The 12,853-nt window shown below is 41.1% G+C and carries 12 protein-coding genes; 1 reads left to right on the forward strand and 11 read right to left on the reverse strand.

The window, feature by feature from the left end; all coding sequences use genetic code 11:
- Positions 1–29 precede the first annotated feature (29 nt).
- Entirely contained in the window at positions 30–698 is a 669-nt protein-coding gene (locus AC5SLP_RS14005; RefSeq protein ID WP_495255783.1) for a phosphate signaling complex PhoU family protein, read from the reverse strand.
- Positions 699–835: 137 nt separating this feature from the next.
- Here AC5SLP_RS14005 and olsF point away from each other — a divergent pair, with 137 nt between their 5' ends.
- A complete protein-coding gene (olsF, locus tag AC5SLP_RS14010) occupies positions 836–2,551 on the forward strand; it encodes a bifunctional ornithine lipid synthase OlsF (RefSeq protein ID WP_495255784.1) in 1,716 nt (571 codons plus the stop codon).
- Between the two features lie 121 nt (positions 2,552–2,672).
- Here the strand turns inward: olsF and AC5SLP_RS14015 are convergent, their stop codons facing one another.
- From AC5SLP_RS14015 to AC5SLP_RS14060, 10 genes are all read right to left on the reverse strand, one after another.
- Complete coding sequence (locus AC5SLP_RS14015) at positions 2,673–4,274, reverse strand: methyl-accepting chemotaxis protein (protein WP_495255785.1); 1,602 nt, start codon at positions 4,272–4,274, stop codon at positions 2,673–2,675.
- Between the two features lie 133 nt (positions 4,275–4,407).
- A complete protein-coding gene (locus AC5SLP_RS14020; RefSeq protein WP_495255786.1) occupies positions 4,408–5,184 on the reverse strand; it encodes a dioxygenase family protein in 777 nt (258 codons plus the stop codon).
- Positions 5,185–5,193: 9 nt separating this feature from the next.
- On the reverse strand, positions 5,194–5,424 hold the full coding sequence (locus AC5SLP_RS14025; RefSeq protein ID WP_495255787.1) for a hypothetical protein: 231 nt from the start codon (positions 5,422–5,424) through the stop codon (positions 5,194–5,196).
- A 166-nt stretch (positions 5,425–5,590) separates the two neighbouring features.
- Positions 5,591–6,382: a phosphate ABC transporter ATP-binding protein PstB gene (pstB, locus tag AC5SLP_RS14030; protein WP_495255788.1), complete on the reverse strand. Its 792-nt coding sequence runs from the start codon at positions 6,380–6,382 to the stop codon at positions 5,591–5,593.
- A gap of 13 nt (positions 6,383–6,395) precedes the next feature.
- Entirely contained in the window at positions 6,396–7,235 is an 840-nt protein-coding gene (pstA, locus tag AC5SLP_RS14035) for a phosphate ABC transporter permease PstA (RefSeq protein ID WP_495255789.1), read from the reverse strand.
- A complete protein-coding gene (gene pstC, locus AC5SLP_RS14040) occupies positions 7,228–8,094 on the reverse strand; it encodes a phosphate ABC transporter permease subunit PstC (RefSeq protein ID WP_495255790.1) in 867 nt (288 codons plus the stop codon). Before pstC ends, pstA begins: the two co-directional genes overlap by 8 nt.
- Positions 8,095–8,163: 69 nt before the next feature.
- Entirely contained in the window at positions 8,164–9,159 is a 996-nt protein-coding gene (gene pstS / locus AC5SLP_RS14045; protein ID WP_495255791.1) for a phosphate ABC transporter substrate-binding protein PstS, read from the reverse strand.
- 206 nt (positions 9,160–9,365) lie between these two features.
- Positions 9,366–9,809: a YaiI/YqxD family protein gene (locus AC5SLP_RS14050; protein WP_495255792.1), complete on the reverse strand. Its 444-nt coding sequence runs from the start codon at positions 9,807–9,809 to the stop codon at positions 9,366–9,368.
- A gap of 2 nt (positions 9,810–9,811) precedes the next feature.
- The gene (locus AC5SLP_RS14055) at positions 9,812–11,059 is read right to left on the reverse strand and encodes a DEAD/DEAH box helicase (RefSeq protein ID WP_495255793.1); all 1,248 of its coding nucleotides are present in this window, start codon (positions 11,057–11,059) and stop codon (positions 9,812–9,814) included.
- Between the two features lie 150 nt (positions 11,060–11,209).
- Positions 11,210–12,820, reverse strand: coding sequence for an inorganic phosphate transporter (locus tag AC5SLP_RS14060; protein ID WP_495255794.1), 1,611 nt, complete (start codon positions 12,818–12,820; stop codon positions 11,210–11,212).
- Positions 12,821–12,853 lie beyond the last annotated feature (33 nt).

Genomic DNA, 12,853 nt, shown 5'->3' on the forward strand with positions numbered 1-12,853 from the left:
ACTCAAACTTGTCGCACACCTAATCGATTTTAATACGTTTTCATCTCTCCGCCAACGCGAGCAAAAATCATGAGTTGAACGATATTGACACTTCGGTCAGCCATACGCTCTAATTTTCTCATCGTGCTTAAAATTTGAATAAAATCGGCGGATTGGTCAATCATTTTTGCGATGTCGCTTAAGATGTTTTTTTCTAAAATAGAGTACAGATCATCGCTTTTGCTCTCTTCGACTTTGACTTTTCGGTACGTGTCTTCTAAAGTTTCACGGTCTGCAACATCAATGGTGCTAATGGCTAAATTGACGGCTTGAATCGCTGTTTTACACAAATGAACAGAATATTCGTGTAATGAGATAAACGGCACATCGCCTTGAAGATGCAATGCCATACGTTTGCTAAAGCTACGAATATTTTCGGCGATTTTAACCAGTTCATTGGTGATTTTAAGGTAAGCGACCATTTTGCGTAAATCTTTCGCTTCAGGGCCAAATAGAGCAAGCGTCACGACGATTTCGTTGTCGATAGCATTGGCTTTTGTTTCGATGTTTTTGAGTAATGTTTTGGCAGATTCAAAACGAGAGCTATCTAAACTCTCCATTCCTGATAGAGCTTTTTCACTTGCCATCGTAATCTCCGCACCTAAATCTAGGAGCATCGTTTTGATTTGGGCAAGTCTCTCTTCGTATTTTTGAAGCATAGTGATTCCTTATAATAATTTGCTTCCATTGTAAACTCATTTCATTACAATATGGTAACATAAAAAGCGCTCCATCGTTACCACATCGTAATCACCTCTCTTTATAATCAACCCAATAAAACATAAAGGAAGTGAACATGGTAGATGTAGAAAAGACGTTAAGCCTCAAATACCCACGCATTATTTATTATCCAGCGGTTGTGAGAAATTTCGTTGTCTATCTGCTCAAAAAATTATTGCACCAAGATGAAATTAACGATTTCTTACTGCATGGTGAAGCCTACACGGGATTTGATTTTATCGAAGCCGTGTTAGAGTATTTTAACTTTGGTTATACGGTCTCAAACAAAGATAAGACCAATATTCCTCCCTCTGGTCGTGTGATAATCATTGCGAACCATCCTTTAGGAGCACTCGATGCTTTGGCGCTTATCTCGCTTGTTAAAGAGGTACGAAGCGATATAAAAGTGCTTGCCAATGATGTGTTGATGCAAATTGAACCGTTGCAAAACATCTTAATCCCCATCGACAATCTAAGTGGAAATACGGCTAAAGAGGCTATCAAAAAAGTGTATGATGCTTTAGAAGATGATGAAGCGTTGATTGTCTTTCCCTCTGGTGAAGTCTCTCGTGCGCAACCTACTGGGATTAAAGATACGAAATGGAAAAAAGGGTTTTTAAAATTTGCGCAAAAAACCAATTCGCCTATTTTGCCTGTTTTTATTGACGCAAAAAATTCACCACTGTTTTACACGCTTTCGATGGTCAATAAAAAGCTTTCCACTTTTTTACTTGCCCGTGAGATGTTTAAAAAACGCTCCAAAGTGATTAGCTTTAAAATCGGTGAAATGATCACGTACAAGACGATTCAAAAATCAGGTTTTAGCGACCATATGACTATCAACCTTCTTAAAAAACATCTGTATAAAATCAGCAAAGGCAAACGGGGCATCTTTACCACACAAACCGCCATCGCTCACCCAGAAGAGCGAAAAGCGATACGCTCTGAACTCAAAAAATCAACGCTTCTTGGCGAAACGAATGATGGCAAAAAAATCTATTTGTACGAGTACGAATTTGGCTCCATTTTAATGAAAGAGATTGGAAGACTCAGAGAATTTACCTTTCGAAAAGTGGAAGAGGGAACAGGCAGTAAACGCGATGTTGATGTGTACGATAAGCACTATAAGCACATCGTGTTGTGGGATGATGAAGAGCTTGAAGTGGTGGGTGCGTACCGCATCGGTGAGTCCAATTTTATCAATCAATATTTTAGTATGGAAGGATTTTATTCGCACACATTGTTTGAATTTACCCCTTCGTTTGAGCCTTATTTACACAATGCCATAGAGTTGGGACGCAGCTTTGTTCAGCCACGTTATTGGGGAACACGCGCCTTGGATTATTTGTGGCAAGGCATTGGGGCTTATTTGTATAACAATCCGCATATTCGTTACATGTACGGTCCTGTGAGCCTAAGTGATGTTTATCCTAAAATTGCTAAAAATCTTATCATCATGTTTTACGCACTCTATTTTTCAAGCACGCAAGAGCTGGTGAAAGCACGAAATAGTTTCTTTATGAGTCGTTTGGAAAAAGAAGAAGCCCTCGCTTTTTTCAAAGGCAATGATTATAAAGAAGATTTTACTGTCTTAAAAGAGCAACTCTCCCATATGGATTTAAGTGTACCCACTTTGTACAAACAATATACCGAATTGTGCGAAGAGGGAGGCATCAGCTTCTTGGATTTCAATATTGATAAAGAGTTCGCCAACTGTGTCGATAGCTTTATTTTAGTGGACATTGCTAAAATCAAAGAGGCTAAAAAGACGCGGTATATTAAAGGGGCATAAAAGGCGAGGGCGACTTTTTTATAGAGTCGCCTCAACACATTCTCGTGCTTCTAATCAGCTTTTTAACGAGTGTCAAATGTTTTACATGTAAAAGCGCTAGGAGAGCCTAAATAGACTACCTTTAGGCCGTTTTAAATGCTGCTAACGCAAGGCTAAGATTGCTTGAGAGTTTGGAGAGATGTTCGGCTGCGGAAGCAATCTCTTCAACACTACGTGCATTGGTGGATGAAATGTGATGCACTGCGCCGATGCGTTCTAACATCTCTTTTGCTTGAACACTTCCTTCTTTGGCATCAAGGGCACTTTTTTGTACCAATGCTTTGGCATCATTCATATTGGAAACGGTTTGAAGCATGAGTTTTTGAGTTGTTTCAGCACGTTGTCCTAATGCTTGAATCTCCTCAGCATTTTTCTTCATAAGCCCCGAAGAGATGCTGACCGATTGGGTGATGACCGCAACGGTGGCGTTACTCTCCACAAGGCTTTTTTGCGTACGTTCTGCTAGTTTTCGTACTTCATCGGCTACAACAGCAAATCCGCGTCCTTGTTCTCCTGCGCGTGCGGCTTCGATGGCGGCATTCAGGGCTAAAAGGTTGGTTTGTTCTGCGATGTCTGCTATGACAGAGAGAACCTGTTGTACTTGGGTCACTTCTTGGTCTAGATGCTCTAAACGGCTAGAAAGGTCGGTTTGGTTGATGACAACGGTTTGCAAGTCGTTGGAGACGGAAAGGACTTCGTTTGAAGCACTGTTTAATTTATCGGCGACATTTTGGATGACATTTTCAGAGTGGTTGGAACTCTCTTCGCTGGTGTGTAAAATGGTGGCGACATTTTTGGTAGCATTCACAGCATAATCTACCTCTTTGGCCGCTTCTTCGGTGCGCTTACCAATTTGTAAGGATGTGGAAGAGAGCTCTTCTGCCACGGCGGCATTTTCCGTTGCAGTGTGTTTTGCCTCATCGATGGCTTGGCGCAATTGTGCTAAAAGAACATTCACCGTTTGCATCATCATCGCTATCTCATCTTTGCCTTCTGTATCAATGACATGACTCAAATCTTTGGTTGAGCCGATGTAATCACACCCTTTTGTTGCCAGCTCCAGCGATTTTTTAATATGGGTCGCGACAAAGCCAAAAAAGAGATTGGTGATGATTAAAACAAGAACGGCTAGCACAATTCCAAAGAGGCGTGCTTGCTCTAATGTTTTATTCTCAGATGCTTCGATTTCACTAGAGAGTTTTTCAGAGGATTGAACTAAGAAGATAAATGTCTCACGTCCATGATTGGTCATTTTTGTAAATGCCTGACCATCGAGTGTTTTTGCAAACTCAGGAGTATTGACAACCGCGCCGTATTTTTTCATTAAAGCAAAACGATCATCGGTCTCTTGTCTCATACCCGGAAAAACGCTTTGAATTTTTTCAACCAGTGCAATGTGCTCTTGTTCTTTCAGCATCGGCTTGAGGTTATTGACCGTTGCAATAAGATTATCCAGTGCTTTGTAGCAGTTATCGATGAAAACAGGTTTAAAGGCAATTTGATACCCGCGCGATTGCATCAAAAAGTCATTGGTATATTTGGCGATATCACCCACAACTTGAACTTTCTCGACAGCCTTTTCTGCCTTTGTTGTATTGCTGTACAGTAAATATCCAAGGCTTATGGTTCCTACTAAAATAATGGCAAATAATGTGATGAGCTTCGTGCGAATTGTCTGTAACATAAGTTTTCCTTAAATTAAATAAGTAATTATTTAATTATAAGTAGTCTGTGTGAGATTTTGCGTGAGATAGCGCGCTAAATACGGGGATTTCACCTATTTAGCGCTTCTAGAAATTATCAATAAAGCAAATTTTTTAAGAAGAGAGCATAAACCCTTTCATGCTTAAACTGGCATTTTGGAAAATAGGTGTGAGAATGCTCACGTTGTCATCTTCTCTTCGCGTCCCTGCGATGTAAAGTACCGGGAGATAATGATCGACAAAAGGATGCGCTGTTTTAAAATCAGGGCAGAGCGTTTCGATATGGACGAGGCTTTCAATATCATTACATGTAAAAGCGTTTTCAACAAAGCTGTCCACGTTTTTGGTCCATGTGAGTGAGGGAGCATTGATATTGTAAAAATCAACCAAGCCTAAGTTATGGGTCAAATTGCCGCTTCCCATAATCATAATTCCTTCTTCTCGAAGTACACGAAGCTTTTCGCCTAACTTTACATGTAAATTCATAGGCACGTTTTTATTGATACTCAGTTGAATGACAGGGATGCTTGCTTTTGGAAATAAAAAATGAAGCGGCATCCACGCGCCATGGTCAAGCCCTCGCTCGATTAAAGGGACATCTAACAAATCGGCAATGCGTTTTGAAAGCGTATTATTGCTAGGAGAAGGATAATTCAGTTCATATAACGAAGGCGGGAATCCGTAAAAATCATAAATCGTTTCATAGCTAATATTAGAACTTATACTCACGGCTGTTTGGTTGGTAAACCAATGTGCGGAGATGACAAGAATGGCTTTTGGCAAAGGGAGTGTTAAAGAGAGCTCTTGTAACGCTTGCGTAAAACTATTGTCTAACACAAGGTTCATCGGTGAGCCGTGTCCTAAAAAAAAGCTTGGCATAATCTCTGACATTCATGTTCCTTATAATGTTTTAAAAGCACACCGTTGGGTAAGGGCTGCTTGAAGGAATATCTGATTACGGGCGAGACTTTGAGGAATTTTGTGCAAGTGTGATGGGCGTAACAAGTGAATAAAAAATGTCACACATGCGTTCAGTCGTAAGGAATTTTGGCGTAATGGAAGCCTAAAAAACGTACCAAAAACAACGATGCAGCGTGCAAAGAGGCGTTTGGTACGAAGTGTTTGAACCATAAAAATCCTTATAATCAATCAATTCATTAACGATTATAGCCACAGATTCTTAACAATTAAATAACGTTTGATGAAGAGATAGACGAAGTTTTAAAATATGTGCAATAATGAGCTAGTTTGGGAGCAAGAAAGTGTTTTACATGTAAAAAAATTTGGAAGACTGGATTTACCCAAATCTTCCCGTAATGTACTCTTCAGTTAATTTTTCTTTTGGATTAACAAACATGTCTTTGGTATGGTCAAGCTCGATGAGTTCACCTAAATACATAAATGCCGTATAGTCTGAAAGACGTGCCGCTTGTTGGAGGTTGTGCGTAACGATAATGACGGTGAGTTGTTCTTTAAGCTCCATAATAAGTTGTTCAATAGAAAGCGTTGAAATAGGATCAAGTGCGCTGGTTGGTTCATCAAACAACAAAACATCAGGCTCAACCGCAACGGCACGAGCGATGCAAAGGCGTTGTTGTTGCCCACCAGAAAGTGCGGATGCACCATCTTTCAGCCTATCTTTGACTTCATCCCACAGTGCCGCACCGCGAAGGGCTTTTTCAACTTTCTCTGTGAGAATTTTTTTATCTTTTAATCCTTGAAGTCGCAAACCATAAGCGACATTATCAAAAATACTCATCGGAAAAGGGGTCGGTTTTTGAAAAATCATACCGATTTTCATACGAAGTGCAATCAAATCAATATTTTTATCCAGAAGGTTTTGGTTGTCGCCTTGAAAATGAATTTCTCCCTCGTAACGATTGCCTGGGTAGAGGTCATGCATGCGATTAAACGAGCGAAGCAGGGTTGTTTTACCGCATCCGCTAGGTCCAATGAGTGCTGTTACTTTTTTCTTAGCAATAGGCATATCAATTGATTTAAGGTTTGGATCACTCTTTCCTGCGTAATAGAAATTAAAGTTTTTAACTTCTAATTCAAGAGGATCCGTCATTGATGTGATGGTAGCCATAAAATTCCTTTACTTATTTTTTCTTAATGAGGAGGCGTCCGCCGATATTGATGGCAAGAATGGCAAAGGCTAAAATTGCCGCACTTGCCCAACCAATCGCTTGCCAGTCTTCAAAAGGACTCATCGTGTAGTTAAACATCGTTACGGTGAGTGATGCCATGGCTTCTGACATATCGGTGGAAAAAAAGTTGTTGTTAAAGGCGGTAAATAGAAGTGGTGCTGTTTCGCCAGCCACTCTGGCAACCCCTAAAAGTACACCCGTGGTAATACCCGTAATCGCACCTTTATAGACGATTTGTACGATGACTTTCCATTTGGGTGCACCAAGTGCGTAGGCGGCTTCTCGAAGTTCCACAGGTACAAGGGCAAGCATGTCATCGGTGGTACGAATAATCACTGGAATCATGATAATGGCTAACGCAATACTTCCAGCCCATCCTGAAAAATGACCAATAGGCATGACTAAAATCCCGTACACAAAAACACCGACAATGATAGAAGGTGCTGACATCATAATGTCTGAAATATCGCGCGTAAAATTGGCAAAACGGGAGTTTCTGCCGTATTCGCTGAGATACGTACCTGCTAAAAGACCCATCGGTACGCCAATTGCCGTTGAAGCAAGCGTGAGCATCAAGTGTCCAACGAGCGCGTGACGAAGACCACTTGGCGTAATGCCAGGAGGCGCTCCATCTTTCATAAACAGCTCTAAAGAGATATGTGAAAGTCCATTTACAAGCAGTACGCCTAGTATCCAAAAGAGAAAAAAGATGCCAATGGCCGTTGCAACAAAGGCAAGGGATAGAGCGATGATATTTCTAATTTTTCGTTTTTTATAAGATGTATTAACCATTTTTTCTCACTTTTCGTAAAAAAGCAAATTTAGCAATCGCGATGACAGAAAAACTCACCACAAACAAAATCAGTGCTAAGTAAAAAAGGCTAGAGTAATACAAGTCTCCATCTGCCTCACTAAATTCATTTGCTAAGATGACAGGAATGCTGGTTGCCGGCTCTAAGATAGAAGAGGGCATATTGGTGCTGTTTCCCATGACAAACGTTACCGCCATTGTCTCGCCCAATGCCCTTCCTAAAGAGAGGATAATGGAACCGATAACCCCTACTTTGGCAAAAGGGATGATGACATCTTTAATGACATCCCATTTCGTAGCGCCAAGAGCATACGCGGATTCTTTTAAAATGTCAGGCGTTGTATCCATCGCGTCGCGTGAAACGGCTGCGGTAAAAGGGATAATCATAATGGCAAGAATAACACTCGCCGTTAGCGTGCCGATACCTGAACTATGGGTTAGTTTTTGAATGATAGGCACGAAGAAAAACAGACCCCACATACCATAAACAATGGATGGAATTGCAGCAAGAAGTTCTATCATGGTTCCGATTAATGATTTTAAACGTCCTCTTGCAATTTCAGAGAGGAAAATGGCAATGCCAAGCGCAAGCGGTGTAGCTAAAACCATCGCAGTTGCTGTGCTGGTCAGTGTTCCATAAATAGCAGGAAATGCACCAAATTTTTCCATATTAGGCGCCCAATCGGTATCGAAAATAAATTTGAGACCGAGAATATCAATCGCAAGTTTAGCGTGGTCATACAGAACATAAAAAATACTGACAAGAATAACAAGTACAGAGATAGACATGAGTCGTGAGAGATTTTCAAAGATAAAATCGCCAACATTAAAGTTTTTCATTGTTTCAGTATTTCCTTGGTGTTTTAAATAAGATAACAAAAAAGAGCAGGGAAAATTCCCTGCTTGACGTTATTTTGCTCCGTTTGCTTTCCAGTAAGTTACAATTGCGTCAATTGTCTCTTTTGGAAGTGGAACATAACCTAATTTTTGAGCTTCTTCAGCACCTTTGTTAAATGAATAATCAAAGAATGTTGCTACTTTTTTATTTTCCGCTGCTTTTTCAGTTGGTAATAAAATAAAGGTTGCTGCTACGATTGGGTAAGTGTTTTTACCTGGTTGGTTCGCTAAGATTTGATAAAATCCTTCTTCAGCTTTCCATTTAGCATTTGCTGCTGCTGCTTTGATGTTATCGGTTGTTGGTTTAACCCATGTTTTCTCAGCACTTTGAACAGTTGCCATTGGAAGGTTGTTTTTCTCAGCATAAGAAGTTTCGATATAACCGATTGAACCTGGAGTTTGTTTGATCATGTTGGTAACGCCTTCATTACCTTTTCCACCAATACCCACTGGCCATTTAACGGTTTTACCAAGACCTACTTTTTCATGCCATACGGTACCAATTTTGTCTAACCAATAGGTAAAGTTCCATGTTGTACCACTTCCGTCTGAACGGTGTGCAATCGTGATTGCTAAATCTGGAAGTGCAACGCCTGCATTGTCTGCTGCAATTTTTGGGTCATTCCATTTTGTAATCGTACCCATAAAAATGCCTTCAACGACTGCATTTGAAAGTTTGACTTCTTTACCATTAAGGGCAGGAATATTATATGCTAAACCAATCGCACCAACGACTGCTGGGAACTGCAATAATTTATCCGCAGCAAGTTTTGCAGGCTCTAATGGTTCATCAGATGCACCAAAGTCTACTGTACGTGCTTGGATTTGTTTGATTCCGCCGCCACTACCGATAGATTGGTAATTCACTTGAATACCAGTTGCTGCCTCATATGTGTGAGCCCATTGGTAATAAATAGGAGCAGGAAAACTCGCACCCGCACCACTGATTTTATCTGCTGCAATAAGACTGACCGCTGCCAATGCTGAAAGAAGAAGCATTTTTTTCATTGAGAAACCCCTTGTTTTTTTGTTTTCTACAGGGTGAAGTTTAATAAGATTTGATTACGATTTGATTACAGATAAGTAAGAAAATAGGGGAATTTTTCATGTGAATTTGTGCACACTTCATGCTTTTAAAAGTACCTACAATAGGCTTTTAAAAGCATGTTTAACTGTGCTGGTAGTTTGGGTGCATAAGCGAGGAAAAATAAAAATTAACGTTTTTGTAAGAGCGCGTTCAGCGCGTCTGCAAACGCTCTTTTTTGCTTCTCACCAATCGCACTAGGACCACCTGTGATTTCGCCTGCGTCTCTGAGTTCTTGCATTAAATTGCGCATAGCAAGAAGGCTTTTAATATTACTTTCATCGTAAATCGTACCGCGTGGGTCGAGTGCTAGCACACCTTTGCTAACGAGCCTATCCGCTAGAGGAATGTCAGCGGTAATGACCAAGTCTTCAGGCATTGCGTGTTCAACAATGTAATGATCCGCTTCATCAGCACCTTGCGCGACGATAATCATCGTCAGCAAAGGCGAATCTTGAAGCGGTATCTTTTTGTTGGCAACAAAATACGTTGTGATGTTGCGTTTGAGTACGGCTCGAAGAAGAATCTCTTTTAGAGCATTGGGAAACGCATCGGCATCAACGTAAATCATCATTGTTATCGTTCTCTTCTTTTGGGGGTGTATTCACGTGGCGCGTTGTCTCTGCGTTTGGGTTGTCCTTGTGGCTTTTGTCCTCTGCCTTGCTGAATAGGCACAGCTTTAATAGTTGGGTCAGGTTCAAACCCTTCAATGATTTCACGTTTAAATTTACGATTGATCAGTTTTTCAATGTTGGCTAAATACTCGTGTTCATCCACACATACGAGCGAAATTGCCTCACCATTGTTGCCTGCACGTCCCGTTCTGCCGATGCGGTGAACGTAATCTTCTGCAATATTTGGAAGCTCAAGATTGATAACATGCGGAAGTTGGTCGATGTCAAGACCTCGTGCGGCAATGTCAGTGGCTACAAGCACTTTAATGGCGCCATTTTTAAAATCACTCAGTGCTTTGGTTCGGGCACTTTGGCTTTTGTTTCCATGAATAGCCGAAGAGCTAATGCCGATTTTAACCAGATATTCCGAAACTTTATTGGCATGATGTTTGGTACGGGTAAACACTAAAACTTGCTCCCATCTATTTTCTTGAATCAGTTTGCCAAGTAGTGCCGTTTTACGTTTGCAATCAACTAAAATGACCCGTTGGTTTACGAGTTCGCTTGAAGTATTACGACGTGCCACTTCGACAATAGCAGGGTTTTTTAAAATAGACTCACAGAGCTTTTTAATATCGTCACTGTAAGTCGCTGAAAAAAGCAGGTTTTGACGTTTTGCTGGAAGGAGGGCAATGACACGACGAATATCTTTGATGAAACCCATATCGAGCATTCTATCGGCCTCATCAAGCACTAAAATTTCAATATGTTTAAGATCAATCGTCCCTTGAGAGACATGATCCAGTAGTCTTCCTGGTGTTGCAACAAGAATATCAATGCCTGCACGCAAGGTTTGAATTTGAGGGTGGATGCCTACACCGCCAAAAATAACGGCACTTTTAAAGGGTAAATATTTGCCATAGACTTTGACACTTTCGCCCACTTGCGCTGCGAGTTCACGGGTTGGGGTGAGAATGAGCACGCGAAGAAGCGGTTTGGCTTTATTGCGTGGTTTTTGAGAAAGTATCTCTAAAATAGGCAGCGTAAAGCCAGCTGTTTTACCTGTCCCCGTTTGCGCGCCTGCTAACATATCGCGGCCTGCGAGGATAGAAGGAATGGCCTTTTCTTGCACGGGTGTGGGCGTGGTATATCCCTCTTCTTGGACGGCTTTTAAGAGGGGTGAACTGAGGTTTAATTGTGAAAATAACATAAAATTAGGGTTTCCTTTAGGGTTGTCATAAAGACAGTGTGTCACAGTGGTTGAACGACATTTATCATTTACATGTAAAGTAGAGACGCTTGTTGTTTTGGAAAAGTCAAAGAGGATGACTTAGGGCATTATACCCTAAGCCTTTGAAAATTATAGAAGCATGCCACGAATCATAAAGTAGAAGATTGCTGAAAGAAGTGCGGAGGCTGGTACGGTGATAAGCCAAGCCGCAATAATCATTTTAAGCGCTGAGCGTTTAACCAGTTCATGTTTACGCACCGCTTTAATCGCTTTCTTCTCAATTTTACTGAGTTCTATCTCTCCTTCGTAAATATTGCGGATGATAGATTTTTCTTCGTTGATTTTATTCATTAAGTTTTTAACAAGGTATGGGTCTACTTTTTTGAGTTTTCCCAATGATTCTAAGGAGTGTTTATACTCTTCTAATTTATCCATTTCATCATCAAGTTTATGTTGCTTGAGTTCTTCTTCCGTCTCTTTAATGCGGTTTCTCATCAAATATTCACGTAAAAAACCAACACCAAAAACGGCACCAACAGCAATATGGGTTGAACTTACCGGTAAGCCTAATTGGCTCGCTACGATAACCGTTAATGCCGCAGAAAGCGCGACACAGAATGCGCGAATTTGGTCAAGTTCCGTAATCTCACTTCCTACCGTTTTGATGAGTTTGGGTCCATAAAGTCCTAGCCCCACAACAATACCAAGCGCACCTACGAGCATAACCCAAAAAGGGATACCCGCTTTAGTAGCAATACCACCTGTTGTCAGGGCATCATAAATACCCGCCAAAGGTCCAACGGCATTGGCAACATCGTTCGCACCGTGCGCAAAGCTTAAAAGTGCGGCTGAGAAAATAAGGGGAATATTAAAAAGTTTATTGATAGCTTCACGGGTATTGGGCAGGGAGTCAGCCATTCGTGCGATGGATGATTTTGTAAAGGAAAAGATGCCAATGGCAACGGCAAGTCCAATAGTGGCAGCTGTGATAAAATTCACATGGACCATATGGTTAAAGCCTTTAAGAATGATATACGTTCCAAAAGCCCATGTCATGACAGAGAGTAAAACGGGAACCATTGCTTTTGCTGCAAGGCGCTTGTCCTCTTGATAAATAATGGTCTTTTTAATCAAGAGCAGACACAATGCCGCAATAATACCGCCTAGAAACGGTGAAATAACCCAGCTAAAGACAATCTCACCCATCTTTGCCCAATTGACCATATGAAAGCCAGCGGCGGCAATGCCACTTCCTGTCACACCTCCTACGATAGCGTGTGTGGTCGAAACGGGTGCTCCTGAAGCCGTGGCAATATTGAGCCAAATTGCACCTGCAAGTAATGCCGCCATCATAATCCAGATAAACGTATTGGTATCTTTAATCATGGCAGGATTGATGATGCCGTTTTTAATCGTACCAACAACATCTCCGCCCGCAATAAGCGAACCTGAGGATTCAAAAATAGCCGCAATAATAATAGCACCAAAAATAGTCACTGCATTGGCGCCAACGGCAGGTCCTACGTTGTTAGCGACATCGTTTGCTCCAATATTGATGGCCATATAGCCACCAAAAATAGCGGCAACAATTAAAAGAGTTTGATTGGGAAGGTCGCTAGAGAGGCTGGATACATACCAAATAACAATCAGAATAAAAATGAGAGCTCCGCAGAGTTTCATAAAATCGGCAATTCCAAAACTTCTGATATTTTGAACATCTTTGATGGATTTTAACTCCATACCATTCCTTTTTGTAATCAATCGGTAATTGAT

Source organism: Sulfurospirillum sp. E15m (genome assembly GCF_059415145.1).

Bases quoted from the DNA above. Each gene is read 5' to 3' on its own strand.
- AC5SLP_RS14015 (WP_495255785.1), bottom strand. From the start codon at position 4,274: ATGTTACAGACAATTCGCACGAAGCTCATCACATTATTTGCCATTATT.
- AC5SLP_RS14005 (WP_495255783.1), bottom strand. From the start codon at position 698: ATGCTTCAAAAATACGAAGAGAGACTTGCCCAAATCAAAACGATGCTC.
- AC5SLP_RS14025 (WP_495255787.1), bottom strand. From the start codon at position 5,424: ATGGTTCAAACACTTCGTACCAAACGCCTCTTTGCACGCTGCATCGTT.
- AC5SLP_RS14060 (WP_495255794.1), bottom strand. From the start codon at position 12,820: ATGGAGTTAAAATCCATCAAAGATGTTCAAAATATCAGAAGTTTTGGA.
- pstC (WP_495255790.1), bottom strand. From the start codon at position 8,094: ATGAAAAACTTTAATGTTGGCGATTTTATCTTTGAAAATCTCTCACGA.
- AC5SLP_RS14020 (WP_495255786.1), bottom strand. From the start codon at position 5,184: ATGTCAGAGATTATGCCAAGCTTTTTTTTAGGACACGGCTCACCGATG.
- pstS (WP_495255791.1), bottom strand. From the start codon at position 9,159: ATGAAAAAAATGCTTCTTCTTTCAGCATTGGCAGCGGTCAGTCTTATT.
- AC5SLP_RS14055 (WP_495255793.1), bottom strand. From the start codon at position 11,059: ATGTTATTTTCACAATTAAACCTCAGTTCACCCCTCTTAAAAGCCGTC.
- AC5SLP_RS14050 (WP_495255792.1), bottom strand. From the start codon at position 9,809: ATGATGATTTACGTTGATGCCGATGCGTTTCCCAATGCTCTAAAAGAG.
- olsF (WP_495255784.1), top strand. From the start codon at position 836: ATGGTAGATGTAGAAAAGACGTTAAGCCTCAAATACCCACGCATTATT.
- pstB (WP_495255788.1), bottom strand. From the start codon at position 6,382: ATGGCTACCATCACATCAATGACGGATCCTCTTGAATTAGAAGTTAAA.
- pstA (WP_495255789.1), bottom strand. From the start codon at position 7,235: ATGGTTAATACATCTTATAAAAAACGAAAAATTAGAAATATCATCGCT.